Annotated in this window: 16 protein-coding genes and 2 riboswitches; of the genes, 8 read left to right on the top strand and 8 right to left on the bottom strand. The window is 62.5% G+C overall.

What is annotated here, in order from left to right:
- Window positions 1-32: 32 nt before the first annotated feature.
- Complete coding sequence (gene pcaD / locus AO388_RS24705; protein ID WP_003364505.1) at window positions 33-824, bottom strand: 3-oxoadipate enol-lactonase; 792 nt, start codon at window positions 822-824, stop codon at window positions 33-35.
- Between the two features lie 126 nt (window positions 825-950).
- On the opposite strand from pcaD, the gene AO388_RS24700 reads away from it, so the two are divergent.
- Entirely contained in the window at window positions 951-1,319 is a 369-nt protein-coding gene (locus tag AO388_RS24700; RefSeq protein WP_058417351.1) for an MmcQ/YjbR family DNA-binding protein, read from the top strand.
- Here the strand turns inward: AO388_RS24700 and AO388_RS24695 are convergent.
- Window positions 1,314-1,748 carry a DUF1294 domain-containing protein gene (locus AO388_RS24695; RefSeq protein ID WP_032609763.1) on the bottom strand — a complete coding sequence of 145 codons (435 nt, stop codon included), beginning with the start codon at window positions 1,746-1,748 and terminating at the stop codon, window positions 1,314-1,316. The genes AO388_RS24700 and AO388_RS24695 overlap by 6 nt on opposite strands.
- Complete coding sequence (locus AO388_RS24690) at window positions 1,745-2,575, bottom strand: undecaprenyl-diphosphate phosphatase (protein ID WP_004413791.1); 831 nt, start codon at window positions 2,573-2,575, stop codon at window positions 1,745-1,747. Before AO388_RS24690 ends, AO388_RS24695 begins: the two co-directional genes overlap by 4 nt.
- Before the next feature lie 251 nt (window positions 2,576-2,826).
- On the opposite strand from AO388_RS24690, the gene pnuC reads away from it, so the two are divergent.
- Window positions 2,827-3,390, top strand: coding sequence for a nicotinamide riboside transporter PnuC (gene pnuC, locus AO388_RS24685; RefSeq protein WP_004413793.1), 564 nt, complete (start codon window positions 2,827-2,829; stop codon window positions 3,388-3,390).
- Window positions 3,387-3,932, top strand: coding sequence for an AAA family ATPase (locus AO388_RS24680; protein WP_003364515.1), 546 nt, complete (start codon window positions 3,387-3,389; stop codon window positions 3,930-3,932). Before pnuC ends, AO388_RS24680 begins: the two co-directional genes overlap by 4 nt.
- Here AO388_RS24680 and AO388_RS24675 read toward each other — a convergent pair.
- Window positions 3,909-5,234 carry a sigma-54-dependent transcriptional regulator gene (locus tag AO388_RS24675; RefSeq protein ID WP_004413796.1) on the bottom strand — a complete coding sequence of 442 codons (1,326 nt, stop codon included), beginning with the start codon at window positions 5,232-5,234 and terminating at the stop codon, window positions 3,909-3,911. The genes AO388_RS24680 and AO388_RS24675 overlap by 24 nt on opposite strands.
- A 328-nt stretch (window positions 5,235-5,562) precedes the next feature.
- Here AO388_RS24675 and AO388_RS24670 point away from each other — a divergent pair, with 328 nt between their 5' ends.
- Window positions 5,563-5,829 carry a hypothetical protein gene (locus AO388_RS24670; RefSeq protein ID WP_003315350.1) on the top strand — a complete coding sequence of 89 codons (267 nt, stop codon included), beginning with the start codon at window positions 5,563-5,565 and terminating at the stop codon, window positions 5,827-5,829.
- Between the two features lie 158 nt (window positions 5,830-5,987).
- On the opposite strand, the gene AO388_RS24665 is transcribed toward AO388_RS24670, so the two are convergent.
- From AO388_RS24665 to cobW, 4 genes are read right to left on the bottom strand one after another with little or no spacing between them, the layout of a single operon-like run.
- Entirely contained in the window at window positions 5,988-6,599 is a 612-nt protein-coding gene (locus tag AO388_RS24665) for a vWA domain-containing protein (protein ID WP_042930244.1), read from the bottom strand.
- Between the two features lie 53 nt (window positions 6,600-6,652).
- The gene (locus tag AO388_RS24660; RefSeq protein ID WP_003364520.1) at window positions 6,653-7,687 is read right to left on the bottom strand and encodes an ATP-binding protein; all 1,035 of its coding nucleotides are present in this window, start codon (window positions 7,685-7,687) and stop codon (window positions 6,653-6,655) included.
- A complete protein-coding gene (cobN, locus tag AO388_RS24655; RefSeq protein WP_004413802.1) occupies window positions 7,687-11,451 on the bottom strand; it encodes a cobaltochelatase subunit CobN in 3,765 nt (1,254 codons plus the stop codon). Before cobN ends, AO388_RS24660 begins: the two co-directional genes overlap by 1 nt.
- A gap of 3 nt (window positions 11,452-11,454) precedes the next feature.
- The gene (cobW, locus tag AO388_RS24650) at window positions 11,455-12,519 is read right to left on the bottom strand and encodes a cobalamin biosynthesis protein CobW (protein WP_011268157.1); all 1,065 of its coding nucleotides are present in this window, start codon (window positions 12,517-12,519) and stop codon (window positions 11,455-11,457) included.
- Window positions 12,520-12,638: 119 nt separating this feature from the next.
- Window positions 12,639-12,860: riboswitch (cobalamin riboswitch) on the bottom strand.
- 58 nt (window positions 12,861-12,918) lie between these two features.
- A riboswitch (cobalamin riboswitch) is annotated at window positions 12,919-13,133 on the top strand.
- A 99-nt stretch (window positions 13,134-13,232) separates the two neighbouring features.
- Between cobW and AO388_RS24645 the strand changes: the two genes are divergently transcribed.
- Genes AO388_RS24645 through cobM form a run of 4 tightly spaced genes read left to right on the top strand, consistent with a single transcriptional unit; the run spans window position 13,233 to window position 15,357 of the window.
- Window positions 13,233-13,415, top strand: a complete 183-nt coding sequence (locus AO388_RS24645) for a CbtB domain-containing protein (protein WP_003342053.1) — start codon at window positions 13,233-13,235, stop codon at window positions 13,413-13,415.
- A gap of 10 nt (window positions 13,416-13,425) precedes the next feature.
- Window positions 13,426-14,148, top strand: a complete 723-nt coding sequence (locus AO388_RS24640) for a CbtA family protein (RefSeq protein ID WP_046719297.1) — start codon at window positions 13,426-13,428, stop codon at window positions 14,146-14,148.
- Window positions 14,126-14,575 (top strand): cobalamin biosynthesis protein, encoded by a 450-nt coding sequence (locus AO388_RS24635; protein ID WP_044309339.1) that lies wholly within the window; start codon window positions 14,126-14,128, stop codon window positions 14,573-14,575. The genes AO388_RS24640 and AO388_RS24635 overlap by 23 nt, the downstream gene beginning before the upstream one ends.
- A gap of 32 nt (window positions 14,576-14,607) precedes the next feature.
- Window positions 14,608-15,357 (top strand): precorrin-4 C(11)-methyltransferase, encoded by a 750-nt coding sequence (gene cobM, locus AO388_RS24630; RefSeq protein ID WP_003364531.1) that lies wholly within the window; start codon window positions 14,608-14,610, stop codon window positions 15,355-15,357.
- Window positions 15,358-15,402 lie beyond the last annotated feature (45 nt).

Raw genomic sequence — 15,402 nt, 5'->3', positions numbered from 1 at the left:
GTCTCAAGACCGGGACTTAGGACCGCGCCCGGCTATTCGGCAGTCAGAAATGCCAGTACCGGCACAGTGAATGCCTCACCCGCCTCGACACTGGACAGGTGGGCCGCGTGCAGCTCGATGGTCTGCGAGCCCTGAATCCGTTCGACCATGAAACGCCCGTCCGCCGGGGTCGTTACAGCATCCTCCGTGCCACAGACCACCAGCACCGGCAGCTCGATGGAAGCGATCTGTTCACGGAAATCCGCATCGCGCACGGCCGCGCAATTGGCCGCGTAACCCTGTGGCGAGGTGCGTGCCAGCATGCCGACAACCGTGTCGACCGCAGCAGGTTCGGCGACCGCGAAGGAAGGCGTGAACCAGCGCGCAATCGAGGCATCGCGCAACGCGATCATGGCTGACTGGCCGTCACGCAGAACGGTTTCGATGCGAGGGTTCCAGACATCGGGATTGCCGATTTTGGCGGCCGTATTGCACAGCACGACCTTGTGCAGGCGCTGCGGCGCATTGATTGCCAGCCATTGGCCGATCAGCCCGCCCATGGACAGGCCGCAGAAAAAAGCCTTGTCGATGTCCAGCGCGTCAAGCAGCGCCAACACATCGCGAGCGTTTTGCTCGATGCTGTAACTGCCCTCGCTGACCAGCGATTTGCCATGACCGCGGGTGTCGTAACGCAATACCTGAAAGTGACGGGTGAATGCAGACACCTGGTTATCCCACATGTGCAGATCAGTGCCCAGGGAATTGGACAAGACCAGCACCGGCGCGCCCGCCGGGCCTTCGAGCAGGTAGTTCAGTTGACCATCAGCAAGTTGCACGGCAGACATTCGAAACTCCGGATAAAGGCAAAGCTGCACACTAATGAGTGTCGCAGCAGCATACAATCCGCTGATCGAATATCCGTGCGGCTATCGAACAGCTTACCGTGCGCCGTCCGCCCCCAGGGAGCATCCATGCCAAAGAGCCCGCAAAAGACCCTGCACAAGGAAGACATCGCCAGATTCTGCCTCGACCTGCCGGGCGCGCGTGAAGACTACAAGTGGGGCGGCGTACGGGTTTTTTCCGTCGCCGAAAAGAAAATGTTCGCGGTCATTGACCTGGCCGGCGAGGACCTCGCGTTCAAGGTCCACCCAGAGTTGTTTCTGGGTTACGTGGATCGCCCCGGCATACGACCTGCGCCCTACCTGGCGCGTGCGCACTGGATCAGCGTGGCAGATCTGCAGACGCTGAGCGCCGATGAGTTGCGCGACCTGCTGACCCGCTCGCACCAGTTGGTGGTCGGCAGGCTGCCGAAACGGCAACAGATCGGCCTGACGCTATAACGGCAACAGCTGCACAAGCCGCTTGCCCAAAAACAGCCAGTCAATCCACAACGCCTGATGCACCAGCACGATCAGCCAGAATACGACCTGAAAAGACACCTTGCGGGTCTTGTGCCGGAACACCTGTTGCGCGAGCAGCGCGCCGGGCCAGCCGCCGAGCAGCTCGACACCATGCAGGACGTTCTCCGGGGTGCGCTGGCCAGCACTGCCGGCCTGTCGCTTGTCATGCCGGTAAAGCACGAACGCCAGCAGGCTCATGACGATCAGGACCAGCGCCGGGATCGGCGTGACCTGCCTCAGCCATAGCGATGCCGAGCCGTAGACTGGCAACGCACACAGCAGCAACAGCACCAGAATCTTCAAGCGCAATTGCCGGACCGGCGGCCTGCCAAGGCTGGCTGGCCGTGACGACCCGCGGCTCGCCGTCATGCCTTGGCCGATGCCCAGTCGATCCAGCCAAACTGCCAGGTCGCCAGGATCAGCAGGCCGAAGGCGATGCGATACCAGGCGAACACCGCATAACTGTGAGTGGCGATGAACTTGAGCAAACCGCGCACTGCAATCATCGCGAAGATGAACGAGGTGATGAAGCCGATGGCAAACACCGCGAAGTCGTCAGGGCGAAACATGTCACGGTACTTGTAGCCCGAATACACTGCGGCACCGACCATCGTCGGCATGGCCAGGAAGAACGAGAATTCGGTCGCCGCCTTGCGGGACAGGCCGAACAGCAGGCCACCAATGATCGTCGAACCCGAACGCGAGGTGCCGGGAATCATCGCCAGGCACTGTACCAAGCCTACCTTGAGCGCATCGCTCCAGCTCATGTCATCGACGGTTTCGGTGCGCACGGTGTGTTCGCGGCGCTCGGCCCAAAGCATGATCACCCCGCCAACGACCAGTGCCGTGGCCACGGTAATGGCATTGAACAGGTAGTGGTGGATGGTATCGGCGAAAATCACGCCCAGCACCACGGCCGGCATGAAGGCGATCAGCAGGTTGAGGGTGAAACGCTGCGCCTGTTGCTGTTTCGGCAACCCCACGACCACGTCGAGGATCTTGCGCCGAAACTCCCAGACCACCGCCAGAATCGCCCCCAACTGAATGATGATGTTGAAGGCCATGGCACGTTCGCCGCCAAAATCGATCAGGTCGGCGACGATGATCTGGTGCCCGGTACTGGAGATCGGCAGGAACTCCGTCAGCCCTTCTACAACACCCAATATCAACGCCTGAGCAGCGGTCCAAAGATCCATCATTCCCCCATGAAGCGATGCCGCAGGCTCGCTGTTTAATGTTGTCGTGTAAAAAATGCTTGCCACTATGCCGCCACATGCCTGAACGAAGCTTGAAGAAACTCGCGCAAATGCAAGGCGCGGAATGCTAGCAGACCTGCACGCACAAAGCCTGCTGACGTAAGGTCTGGCGCAACACAAGCTGCACGCAGCGCGCAGAAGCGCATACAATCGCCGGCCCCGCCCCTCACTACCCTCACCAAGGAGCCGCCATGTCCGGGCTTGAACTCTTCGCTGCCGCCATCGGCGTTATCGCGGTCTGGCTGACAGTGAAGCAGAATCCCTGGTGCTGGCCAATCGGCCTGGTCATGGTGGTGATCTACATCTGGATATTCTTCGACGTAAAGCTGTATTCGGACATGCTCCTGCAGGTCATCTACGCAGGCCTGCAGGTCTATGGCTGGCTGCAATGGACGCGGCACGGTGACGGCCTGCCGGTCAAAGCCGTGACCACCTTGCAGAACCGTTCGGTGCTCAAGGGGCTGGCGGTCGGCGCACTTGTCAGCGTCGCACTGGGGGCAGGCATGGCGCATTTCACCGATGCGGCACAGCCCTGGCTGGACGCCGCGCTGACCGGGTTCAGTCTGGTGGCGCAGGTCTGGATGGCGCAAAAACGCGTTCAGTGCTGGCCGCTGTGGATCCTGCTCGATGTGATTTTCGTCGGCTTGTTCATCTACAAAGAGTTGTACCTGACGGCTGCGCTGTATGGCTTGTTCACCCTGCTGGCGGTACAGGGCTGGCGCGAGTGGCGCAACGATCTGGCGCTGGCGCGATGAAAGTTCTGGTTCTCACCGGCCCCGAGTCGAGCGGCAAGAGCTGGCTGTCGGCGGAAATACAACACAGGTTCGGCGGCCTGCTGGTCGGCGAATATGTCCGGCAGTTCATCGATCAGCAGGGCCGCGATACCGTTTACGCCGATATTCCGGCCATCGCCCAGGGCCAACTGGCCTGGGAGGACGCCGCGCGCGGCGCCGAGCCAGACTTGCTGATACTCGACACGCACCTGTTGAGCAACATGCTCTGGAGCCGCACGCTGTTCGGCGACTGCCCTGCGTGGATCGAACAGCAACTGCTGAGGCGTACCTATGACCTGCATCTGCTGCTGTCGCCTGAAGGCGTTGACTGGATCAGCGACGGCCAGCGCTGCCAGCCGCAATTGGGTGAACGCCAGGCCTTTTTCGACGCCAGCCGGGAATGGCTGGAACACCACCGGCAGGCTTACCGGGTAGTGGGCGGTAACTGGGAGCAGCGCCGCGTACAGGCGCTGACCGCTGTCTCGCAGTTGCTGGGCGATTCAGCGGATCTGGTGCTTGTGTAACAGCCGGTAAAACGTCGGCCGCGAAATACCCAGCACTCTGGCCGCCACACTCAAATTGTCACTGTGGCGCGTCAACACGTCACACAACGCCTGACGCTCGGCCCGCGACTTATAATCCTCCAGCGTCCCCATGCTGCCAACACTGTCCTCCTCACCCAGCAGGCCGAGATTTGCCGCTTCTATCTGCCTGCCTTCGGCCAGCACCAGCCCGCGCCGAACGCGACCGGCCAGCTCGCGCACATTGCCCGGCCAATCGTGCTTGCCCAGCGCAACCAAAGCATCCTGACTGAAACTGCGCGCCCGCCTGCCGGTTTCCTGACTGTACAAATGGGCGAAATGGTTGGCCAGCAACGCCAGATCGCCATGACGCTCGCGCAATGGCGCCACCCCGACCTGCAGCACATTGAGCTGGTAATACAGGTCCTCGCGAAAGCGCTTTTTGCGCACCGCCGTTTCAAGATCCTCGCGGGTCGCGGCCAGCACCCGCACATCCACTGCAATCGGTTCGCTACCGTCCACGCGCTCGATCTGCCGGTCTTCGAGAAAGCGCAGCAGGCTCGCCTGGGTATCCAGCGGCAGCTCACCGACCTCGTCGAGCAACAGCGTGCCGCCGTCTGCGGCTTCAAGCAACCCGACCCTACGTTCCTGAGCATCGTCAAACCCGCCGTCCTCATGACCGAACAGCACGGCGTGGATCGACTGCCCGTCAGACGCTGCGCAATCGACCACGATAAAGGGTTTGTCGCGTCGCAAGGACTGAACATGCAGGCTGCGCGCGATCAGTTCCTTGCCCGTGCCCCGTTCGCCCCTGATCAATACCGGCGAATCGGTGGGCGCCAGTTTGCTCAGCAGCCTGCGCAATTCACGGACAGGCCGACTGTCGCCGAGCCACTCGGGTTCCACGCTGAATTGCAAAGGCGAGCCCTGCAATTGCGGCCGCCCGGCCGTAAACGCTCTGTCTAGCGAGGCATGCAGCCGATCCGCGTCGAAAGGCAGCGTATGAAAGTCGAAAAACCAGCGGCAGACGAAATCACCGATTTTCTCGCGGCGCAAATCACTGACTGCCAGCACTGCAATCCAGCGCACCGGGCTGTTAATGAACAGCGCCTCGAGCCTGGGCAAGTGTTCAAAATGATCGGGGGTCAGGTGAATCAGGCCTACATCACAATCAGCAATGATTGCCGAACCCGATGGGCTTTCCTGCACCGTCCATCCGGCCTCGACCAGAACGGGGATCAATGGATGACAGTCGTCACCGCCGTCGAGCATTAACAGACGTCGTGTTGGGGCCGATCCATGCATGAGGTTTCCTTGGCGCCCGGCGTATGGAAGATTTGAAAAGCTTTTTATAAACAGTCTGTTGGCGAGCCCACTCATCACCCTAGCAAATATTTGACGCAGCGTTGTACCGTTTGGGTCTAACGCTCATAACCTGCTGTCATTAGTGCGCTACCTGCCCGGTTCTTGCGGCAACAGGCAGCCTTCCACGCGCCCCATCAAAAATAATTCGCAAATATTTTCAATGAACGGTGTGACTCATGCCCCCTTGTCGTTCATCAACACAAGTAACCAGCCGGACGGTCAGCCCGCCGCCGAGACTGAATTGATATGGGCACTTGAGGAAACGACCATGAACGCCCCACTGCGCTTCAACGATGCACTTCTGATCGCTGGACACGCTTTTGAACCCTTCCAGTGTGTTGCCTGGGCACCACAGGACGGTAACGGCGAACTGAGCCTGACGGTGATCGACCGCACCAGCAACCGTATCGGTCGCAAGCAGATCCCGAGCAGCACCTATTCCGACAAGCGCCAACTGGCCAGCGCGCTGGAACAGGCCCGTGCAGAAATCAGCAACGAAGGCTACGACCTTGAGCCGTGGACCATGCCGGCTTGATGGCTGACTGAGCGGGCTCCCCGCTTGGCGTAATGGAAAACCCCGTGGGATCGCCGCCCTTGCCGCGCCCACAGAGGTGTGTTTTCAGTGCCATGCTCTGCGCGCGCCACCCCCGCAGAGCATCGGCAAGAGAGCCTGGCCTGAGGGGTTCCCCACCCTCAGACCCGCTTCAACTCATCGATGTGCCGGTACTCAGCCCCCAGACTCGATGCCAGTTCCCGCGCCCTTCCCAGGCGGATCGGGCCTTTCTCGATATCGATCAGCAAGCTGGCGCAGTCGAACGCAGGGAGTGCCGGTAACGACTTGATCCGGCCATCGGTCAGCACCAGAACCCGCTGCTGTTCGGCCGGATAGCGTTTTTGCCGTTGCCCCAGCCATTCAGCTGCCTGTCGCAGCGCTTCCGGCAACGGCGTACCACCGCCAGCCCCCAGTGCATCCAGCCAGGGTGTCAACGCCGATGAGGCCTTCAGCCCCTGATGTTGCCAGCGTGGCGCAGTGCCGCTGGCGGTCAGTAAGGCCAGCCGCGCGCGGCGTCGATAGGCATCGTCGAACATCTGCGACAGCAGGCCCTTGGCCTGACTCAACGCCTGATGGCGGCGGGTAGACGCCGAAGCATCGACAATCACCAGCAATAACTCGCTGGGCCGGCTGCTGCGCGGCTGGCGAACCAAATCCTTGTGGCTCTTCGGCTGACCGCGCAGAAAGGTCGGTAGCCATTGCACCGGGCCATCAGCACCGACACGCACAGCGCCCTGCCTGCCGCAGGCCAGTCGACCGGGACGGGGAATGGCATCCGCCCCCTGTATGGCGCGGGGACGGATGCCTAGGGCTTTTTTGGCCAGCTCGGCACTTCGCGGCGTGAGCCGGTCGTGACGGCCTGGGCGGGCAACTCACCCCAGCTGCCCTGCCCGCCGTCAGGCTCGGCCTGTTTGCTGGACGAGCCCGGAGGCGGTGGCGGCGCCTCGGAATTCTGCGGTGGCGGTGAGGGCTCGCGACGCCGGTGACGCAAGGCAAATTCGGCAACCGCTTCGATGTCCTGCTCTTCAATGTGCCCGGCACCCCGCCACGCCGCATGAGCACGCGCAGCCCGCAGCCAGACCAGATCGGCACGCATGCCGTCGACACCTGCGGCAAAGCAACGCTCGGTGATCATTGCCAGCGACTGGTCATCCAGTTCGATGCTCGACAATAGCTGACGGGCCTGTTCACAGCGCAGCTTCAAGGCATCCTGCTGCGCTTGCCACTGCTGGCAGAAGCCCTGCGGATCGGTGTCGAAATCCAGACGGCGACGGATGATCTGGCTGCGCTCGGCAGGCAGTGTATGACCGCTCAGCGCCACATTGAGGCCAAAGCGGTCCAGCAACTGCGGGCGCAATTCACCTTCTTCGGGGTTCATGGTACCGATCAGCACGAAACGCGCAGCATGACGATGGGAGATACCGTCGCGCTCGACCAGGTTGACGCCGCTGGCCGCGACGTCCAGCAGCAGGTCGACCAGATGGTCGGCAAGCAGGTTGACCTCATCGACATACAGCACGCCGCCGTCGGCCTTGGCCAGCACGCCCGGAGAGAAGCGCGCGCGACCCTCGCTCAGTGCGGCGTCAAGGTCCAGCGTGCCGACCAGACGCTCTTCGGTAGCACCCAGCGGCAAGGTGACGAACTGACCGCTGGCCAGCACATCGGCCAGCCCGCGGGCCAGCGTCGATTTGGCCATGCCCCGCGGCCCTTCGATCAACACGCCGCCGATGCGCGGGTCGATGGCAGTCAGGCATAACGCCAGTTTCAGGTCATCAGCACCGACCACAGCGGCCAGCGGAAAATGCGGAGTTTCACTCATCGTTGAATCAGACACGGTCATCAGTTCTCTTCTATGTCCAGGAGCAGGTCTTCCAGCGCCTGCTGATACTCGCCAGGCTCCTGCCAGAGGCCGCGCTGCTGGGCTTCGAGCATGCGCTCGGTCATGTCGCGCAAGGCATCAGGATTGTGCTGAGCGATGAAATCGCGAGTCGCCGGGTCCAGCAGATAGGCGTCGGCGAGCAGCGCGTACTGGTGATCATCGATCAGCTCGGTGGTCGCATCGAACGCGAACAGGAAATCCACGGTCGCGGCCATCTCGAACGCCCCCTTGTAACCATGGCGCTTGGCCCCTTCGATCCATTTCGGATTCGCTGCGCGCGAACGTATCACCCGGTTCAGCTCTTCCTTGAGGGTACGGATTTTCGGCAGGTCGGGCTGGCTGTGATCGCCGTGGTAACTGGCGGTCTTCTGCCCGCTGAGGCTTTCCGAAGCGGCAAGCATGCCGCCCTGAAACTGGTAGTAGTCGTTTGAGTCGAGCAGATCGTGTTCGCGATTGTCCTGATTCTGCAGCACCGCCTGCACCTGAGAAAGCCGCTGGGCAAAGCGCTGGCGTGCGGGCGTACCTTCATCGGCAGCGCCATAGGCGTAACCGCCCCAGTTCAGGTAAACCTCGGCAAGGTCATCGCGGCTCTGCCACAGGCGGCCATCGATAGCACCCTGCACGCCAGCGCCATAGGCACCGGGTTTGGCACCAAATATCCGCCAGCCAGCCTGACGCGCCGCTTCGTCTTCATTCAGACCTTCTGCGATGAAGCCCTGCCGTTCTTCACGGACCCTGGCCGCCAGCGGGTTCAGGTCGTCGGGCTCGTCAAGCGCCGCGACGGCCTGCACCGCAGCGTCGAACAGCTTGATGAGGTTGGCGAACGCGTCACGGAAGAAGCCGGAGACCCGCAGTGTCACGTCCACTCGTGGGCGGTCGAGCAGGCTGATCGGCAGAATCTCGAAGTCATCGACCCGCTGACTGCCCGTCGCCCACACCGGACGCACGCCCATCAGCGCCATGGCCTGGGCGATGTCGTCACCGCCGGTACGCATGGTCGCCGTGCCCCACACCGAGAGGCCCAACTGGCGCAGGTGGTCACCATGGTCCTGGAGGTGTCGTTCCAGCAGCAGATTGGCGGACTGGAAGCCGATTCGCCAGGCCGTGGTGGTCGGCAGGTTGCGCACATCCACGGTAAAAAAGTTGCGGCCGGTGGGCAGCACATCCAGACGCCCCCGGCTCGGCGCGCCGCTGGGACCTGCCGGCACGAAACGACCACTCAGGGCATCAAGCATGCCCTGCATTTCGCCGGGGCCGCAGGCATCCAGACGCGGTGCGACGACGTCACGCAGGCTGTCGAGGATCTGGGCCAGATCATCGTGTGCAGGCAAGTCAGTCAACGCTTCGCCCTGGATGACGCGTTCGATAAGGATGGCGGCGTAAAGCTCCAGCCGCTCTCGAGCATCGCCGGCACTGCGCCAGGGATCGCTGCTCAGGGCCTGCAATGCAGCGGGACGCGGGCCGGTCCAGGGTTCGGCCAATTCGCAGTTCAGCGGGTCGAAGTCCAGCTCGAACGCCTTGCTCAACGCACGCAACAGACTGGACTGCGCGCCACGCCCGTCACCACGCGGAATACGCAGCAGGGCCAGCAAGGTATCGATGCGCAGACGACCTTGCGGCGATTGACCGAAGATATGCAGACCATCGCGAATCTGCGATTCCTTCAGGTCACACAGGTAAGTGTCCAGCCGTGGCAGCCAGAGCGCCGCGTCGGCATCGCTGTCGAGGTTCTCGCCAAGCGCCAGTTCGCGGTCGATATGGGTTTCACGGACCAGCTCGAGAATGTCACGCTGCAGCTCGCGCGCGCGGCGCGGATCGAGCAATTGCGCTTCGTAGAATTCGTCGGCGAGCAGTTCCAGATTGCGTAACGGGCCGTAGGTCTCCGCGCGGGTCAGCGGCGGCATCAAGTGATCGATGATGACCGCCTGAGTGCGCCGCTTGGCCTGTGCGCCCTCGCCCGGATCGTTGACGATGAACGGATAGATGTTCGGCATGGCGCCCAGCACCGCGTCCGGCCAGCAGGTTCGCGACAACCCCACACCCTTGCCGGGCAGCCATTCGAGGTTGCCGTGCTTGCCGACATGCACCACCGCATGCGCGCCGTAGGCCTTGCGTAGCCAGAAGTAGAACGCCAGATAGCCATGAGGTGGAACCAGATCCGGGTCGTGATACACCGCGCTCGGGTCGACCTGATAACCCCGTGCCGGTTGAATCCCGATGAAGGTGAGACCAAAGCGCAGCCCGGCGATCATCATCCGGCCGCTGCGAAACATCGGATCGGTGTCCGGCGTGCCCCAACGGGCGTTCACCGCGTCGCGATTTTCCTGCGGCAGTTCGTTGAACGCCGCCAGGTATTCCTCCAGCGCCATGCTCTGGTGACACGGGCGTTGGTCGATACTGTCCAGATCATTGGTCACGCCGCCGAGCAGTTGCTGGATCAGTTCAGTGCCAGTGTCCGGCAACGGCGCCAGCGGATAGCCCTCTGCCTGCATGGCGCGCAGGATATTCAGCGCCGCAGCAGGCGTATCGAGCCCCACACCATTGCCGATCCGCCCGTCGCGAGTCGGGTAGTTGGCGAGGATCAGCGCCACGCGCTTTTCGCCATTGGGCAGGCGCGCAAGCTCGATCCAGCGCCGCGCCAGTTGCGCGACGAAATCCATCCGGTCCGGCTGGGCGCGGTAGCAGACCACGTCCGACTGGCTGCGCTCACTGCGCCAGGCCAGGTCCTTGAAGCTGATCGGCCGGCTGATGATCCGTCCGTCCAGCTCCGGCAAGGCAATGTGCATCGCCAGATCACGAGCGCCAAGGCCCTGTTCGCTGGCCTGCCAGGCAGGCTCGTTGTCCTGCGCGCAGATGGCCTGAATGACCGGCACGTTGCGCCGAAACGGCCGCAGATGCGGCGCTTCCGGACTCGACTGGGCAAAACCGGTGGTATTGAGGATCAGCTCGGTTTCAGCCTCATCCAGCCAGTCCTCCACCTGAGTGAAACAGCCGGGCTCCTTGAGGCTGGCCACGGCTATGGGCAGCGGGTTGATGCCTTGCGCCTGCAAGCGCACACAGAACTCATCGATGAAACCGGTATTGGCGGCCTGCAGGTGCGAGCGATAGAACAGCAGCGCTACCACCGGCTGCTCGGCAAGCCAGTCTGCCTGCCAATCGGCAAGCTGCGCGCTTGCCAAACGCGGATGGTAGATCGCCATGCGCGGCAACGGCGCGGGCTCGACCCAGGAATAATCGCGGTCCAGCCAGCGACTGGCCATGCAGTTGTACAGTTGCAGCGCGTTTTGCAGGCCGCCCTGACGCAAAAACTGCCAGAGTCGGTCGCGCTCTACGGCAGGCACGGTGCTCAAATCACTCAGCTCTGGATCAGGGCGGTCATCACCCGGCACCAGAATGACCTGAACGCCGCGTGCCGCGAGCTCCATCAGCCGCTCGACGCCGTAGCGCCAGTAGCCAATACCGCCGTGCAGAGAAATCAGGATGACCTTTGCGTGACGCAGCACTTCATCGACGTACAGGTCGACAGAGGCGTGATTCTGGACCTGCATCGGGTTGGCCAGACGCAGGCTGGGGTAGTCTTCGGGGAGCTGCCGGGCAGCCTCGGCCAGCAGCGCCAGGCTGGAGTCGCCGCTGCAGAGAATCACCAGCTCGGCCGGGGTCTGACCCAGATCGGCAATATTGTCGTCAGGTACGAAACCGCCGGGCTGGGTTCTCAGTAAATGCATGGGTCAGCCGGCAATCGCAGCGTTGAGTTGCGCTTGCAGGGCTGCGGCATCCAGCTCCTGACCAATCAGCACCAAGTGTGTGGCACGCTCTTCATCGGCACGCCAGGCGCGGTCGAAGTGCTTGTCGAAACGCGTCCCGACACCTTGAATCAGCAGGCGCATCGGCTTGCCGGGAATGGCCGCGAAGCCCTTCACACGAAGAATGCCGTGCTGCACCACCAACTGATTCAGTGCATCGAGCAGGACTTTCTCGTCAGCTTGCGGCAGTTTCAGGGATATCGAATCGAACGCGTCGTGATCGTGGTCATCATGATCGTCATCGTCGTGGTGATCATGGTGGGTCTTGCGCGCATCGATATGCAGTTCCGACTCGGCACCGACACCCAGCAACACGCTGATCGGCAGGCGACCACTGCTGGCTTCGATCACCTTGACCGCAGGCGGCAACTCTTCGGCAACTTCGGCACGCACCGTCGCCAGACCTTCGGCGTCGATCATGTCGGCCTTGTTGAGGATCACCAGATCAGCGCTGGCCAGTTGATCGGCAAACAGTTCGTGCAGGGGCGACTCGTGGTCCAGGTTGGGATCAAGTTTGCGCTGCGCATCGACCTGATCAGGGAAGGCAGCGAAAGTACCAGCCAGTACCGCCGGGCTGTCGACCACCGTAATCACCGCATCGACCGTGCAGGCGTTGCGGATTTCCGGCCATTGAAAAGCCTGGACCAGCGGCTTGGGCAGCGCCAGCCCCGAGGTTTCGATCAGGATATGGTCCAGATCACCACGGCGCGCGACCAGTTCGCGCATGACCGGGAAGAACTCTTCCTGCACGGTGCAGCACAGGCAGCCGTTGGCCAGTTCGTACACCCGGCCGTTGGCTTCTTCTTCGGTGCAGCCGATCGTGCACTGCTTGAGGATTTCTCCGTCGATGCCCAGCTCGCCGAACTCATTGACGATGACCGCAATGCGCCGCCCTTCGGCGTTGTCGAGCATGTGCCGCAACAGGGTGGTCTTGCCCGAGCCGAGGAAGCCGGTGACGATGGTGACGGGAAGCTTGGCCAGTGTTTTCATCAGGTGCCCTTTGGCAATGCGGCGGGCAAACAGGACGAGAACCGCATGCATGACACGCAGATCGGATCGCCACCGGATCACCCCGCCCGGTTGTAGTGAGAATTCTCCAGGGCCGCAGCATGTGTGGCCCGTTCGAGGCAGGTCTCCTGGCTCACGGCGGCGTGCGGCAGGCAGTGAGAAACGCCGACACGCATTCATCGCGCCTTCCCGCCGCAGCAGTGGCTGTGCAATGAACATGACCGTTTACAGTTGCGGGGGCAGCTGCGGCTTGTACCGCATTCCCGTCTTAGCTCCACTGGGTGATGTTTTACCCGGGGAGAACCTCGAGTCAGCAAGGCTACGCAGTGACTGCAGACAGGTCAATCGTTCAGATTGACGCTGCCCCGCCGCCCATGCTCTCCTGTGCGCCTTGTTTCGGGTGCCCCTCACGGGGTGAAACGGGAAACCGGTGCGCTCGCGTTGTCGAGCAAGTCCGGTGCTGCCCCCGCAACGGTAAGCGAGAGTAGGTCTGATCCACTGTGCCGCTGGCATGGGAAGGTGACCTTGCAGGCTTTGACGCACTGACGTCCTGGCCCCTCGCGAGCCCGGAGACCGGCCCGATATGCTTGCAATGACAAACCCGCGGTGGGCGGGCGCAGTTGAAACCTCCGGTATCTGCCGGCAGGTTCTTTTGCGCGTGGCCCACTTGCCGATTACCAACAAGAGGGAACGCCATGTCGACCATCAGCAGCCACGCCGCCGCGCCCAGCTCCACACGCACTCAACGCCTGACAGCCGCCATCAGCGCTGCGCTTCTCGGCGCCTGCCTGGTGTACTTCGCCGGTTTCTCGCACATCGCGGCCGTGCACAACGCGGCACACGACACCCGTCACAGCGCTGCCTTTCCTTGCCATTGAGGGCTACACAATGTTCAAGCGAATCGCCTACACCGCAGGTTTCACCGGCCTGCTCGCCGCCCTGCTGCTGACCCTGCTGCAAAGCCTGTGGGTGGTGCCGCTGATCCAGCAGGCCGAGACCTACGAAAACGCGCCTGCCGAGCAACTGCATCAGCACACGGACGGCGCGTTGGCCGAACACAGCCATGCCCATGAAGAAGCGGCCTGGGAGCCCGAAAACGGTTGGCAGCGTGTGCTGTCCACCACCGGCGGCAACCTGGTGGTCGCGGTGGGCTTTGCGCTGATGCTTGCCGGGCTTTACACCCTGCGGGCACCGGGTCGCACCGTGCAAGGCGCATGGTGGGGGCTGGCCGGTTTTGCCGTGTTCGTGCTGGCCCCGACCCTTGGCCTGCCACCCGAACTGCCAGGCACGGCCGCCGCCGAGTTGAGTCAGCGTCAGCTATGGTGGCTCGGCGCTGCTGCGTCGACTGCCGTCGGGCTGGCCTTGCTGGTGTTCGGCCAGAACTGGCTGCTCAAAGCACTGGGTGTGGCGATTCTGCTGGTCCCGCATGTGCTTGGCGCGCCACAGCCGCTGGTCCATGAAAGCCTGGCTCCCGAGGCTCTGGAATCGCAGTTCATGATGGCCTCGCTGCTGACCAACGCGCTGTTCTGGGTCGCTCTGGGATTGATCAGTGCCTGGCTGTTCCGCAAAAACGATGTGCACGCCGACCATGTCGACCTGCATCAGGCCTGATCCAGTTACCCTTCAACCCGGCGCACCTCTGGTCGCCGGGCTGGGCTGTCGGCGCGGCTGCTCGGCTGCGCTGTTGCGCGATCTGCTTGAGCAAAGCCTGCAGGCACTTGAGCTGGACATTGCCCGGGTGACCGCGCTGGCGTCCATCGACCTGAAACAAACCGAGCCCGGTCTGCTTGAGCTGGCCGGGCAACTGGCAGTGCCACTGGTATGCTTCAACGCCGCGCAACTGGTAGCGTGGGAACTGCACCTCACGCACCGCTCTGCGCAGGTCTTCCAGAGCACTGGCTGTCATGGCGTCGCCGAAGGCTCGGCCCTGGCACTGGCGGCGCAACTGGGAGACGGTACGGCCACGCTGCTGATAGAACGACAGAAAAGCGCGCAGGCCACATTTGCCTTGGCAATCAGCCCTGCGCACAGCGGATAATCTCCCCGCGCTCATTCACCCCGGAGAATTCATTGACTGTCTATTTCATCGGCGCAGGCCCTGGCGATCCGGAGCTGATCACCGTCAAGGGACAACGCCTGATTCGCAACTGCCCGGTCATTATCTACGCAGGCTCGCTGGTCCCCCTCGCTGTGCTGGAAGGTCATCAGGCCGTGCAGGTGACCAACAGCGCCGAGCTGCATCTGGAGCAGATCATCGAGCTGATCAAGCGCGCACACGCACAGGGCCAGGATGTCGCACGCGTGCACTCCGGAGACCCGAGCCTGTATGGCGCTATCGGCGAGCAGATCCGCCATCTGCGCGAACTGGGCATTCCGTTCGAAATCATTCCGGGAGTGACCGCGACCGCTGCCTGCGCTGCATTGCTGGGCGTCGAGCTGACCCTGCCGGACGTTTCGCAAAGCGTGATTCTGACCCGCTATGCCGACAAGACCTCAATGCCCAGCGGCGAGGAACTGGCCAGTCTGGCCAGCCATCGGGCAACAATGGCGATTCATCTGGGGGTGAACAACCTGCAGCGGATCGTCGAAGAGCTCGTGCCACATTACGGCGCCGACTGCCCGATTGCCGTGGTGCACCGCGCCAGCTGGCCGGATCAGGACTGGGCCGTTGGCACGCTGGCGGATATTCAGGAAAAGGTACAGGCCAAGGGCTTTCGCCGTACAGCGCTGATTCTGGTCGGACGTGTGCTTGCCGATGACACCTTTAGCGAGTCCTCGCTGTACCGCGCCGGGCATGCCCACCTGTTCAGGCCGGTGTAGTCAGTACCTCTACGCGGCACGACGATCGCATTGCGTAATGAAAAG

This window comes from Pseudomonas sp. ICMP 10191 (assembly GCF_001467335.1).
Classification (GTDB): domain Bacteria; phylum Pseudomonadota; class Gammaproteobacteria; order Pseudomonadales; family Pseudomonadaceae; genus Aquipseudomonas; species Aquipseudomonas cerasi.
This window is presented reverse-complemented; position numbering and strand designations above follow the sequence as displayed.

Excerpts from the sequence above, each read along its gene's own strand:
- AO388_RS24640 (WP_046719297.1), top strand. The coding sequence starts at position 13,426 with ATGTTCAAGCGAATCGCCTACACCGCAGGTTTCACCGGCCTGCTCGCC.
- cobW (WP_011268157.1), bottom strand. The coding sequence starts at position 12,519 with ATGAAAACACTGGCCAAGCTTCCCGTCACCATCGTCACCGGCTTCCTC.
- pnuC (WP_004413793.1), top strand. The coding sequence starts at position 2,827 with ATGTCCGGGCTTGAACTCTTCGCTGCCGCCATCGGCGTTATCGCGGTC.
- cobN (WP_004413802.1), bottom strand. The coding sequence starts at position 11,451 with ATGCATTTACTGAGAACCCAGCCCGGCGGTTTCGTACCTGACGACAAT.
- AO388_RS24660 (WP_003364520.1), bottom strand. The coding sequence starts at position 7,687 with ATGACCGTGTCTGATTCAACGATGAGTGAAACTCCGCATTTTCCGCTG.
- AO388_RS24670 (WP_003315350.1), top strand. The coding sequence starts at position 5,563 with ATGAACGCCCCACTGCGCTTCAACGATGCACTTCTGATCGCTGGACAC.
- AO388_RS24635 (WP_044309339.1), top strand. The coding sequence starts at position 14,126 with ATGTCGACCTGCATCAGGCCTGATCCAGTTACCCTTCAACCCGGCGCA.
- AO388_RS24690 (WP_004413791.1), bottom strand. The coding sequence starts at position 2,575 with ATGGATCTTTGGACCGCTGCTCAGGCGTTGATATTGGGTGTTGTAGAA.
- AO388_RS24695 (WP_032609763.1), bottom strand. The coding sequence starts at position 1,748 with ATGACGGCGAGCCGCGGGTCGTCACGGCCAGCCAGCCTTGGCAGGCCG.
- pcaD (WP_003364505.1), bottom strand. The coding sequence starts at position 824 with ATGTCTGCCGTGCAACTTGCTGATGGTCAACTGAACTACCTGCTCGAA.
- AO388_RS24675 (WP_004413796.1), bottom strand. The coding sequence starts at position 5,234 with ATGCATGGATCGGCCCCAACACGACGTCTGTTAATGCTCGACGGCGGT.
- AO388_RS24645 (WP_003342053.1), top strand. The coding sequence starts at position 13,233 with ATGTCGACCATCAGCAGCCACGCCGCCGCGCCCAGCTCCACACGCACT.
- AO388_RS24700 (WP_058417351.1), top strand. The coding sequence starts at position 951 with ATGCCAAAGAGCCCGCAAAAGACCCTGCACAAGGAAGACATCGCCAGA.
- AO388_RS24680 (WP_003364515.1), top strand. The coding sequence starts at position 3,387 with ATGAAAGTTCTGGTTCTCACCGGCCCCGAGTCGAGCGGCAAGAGCTGG.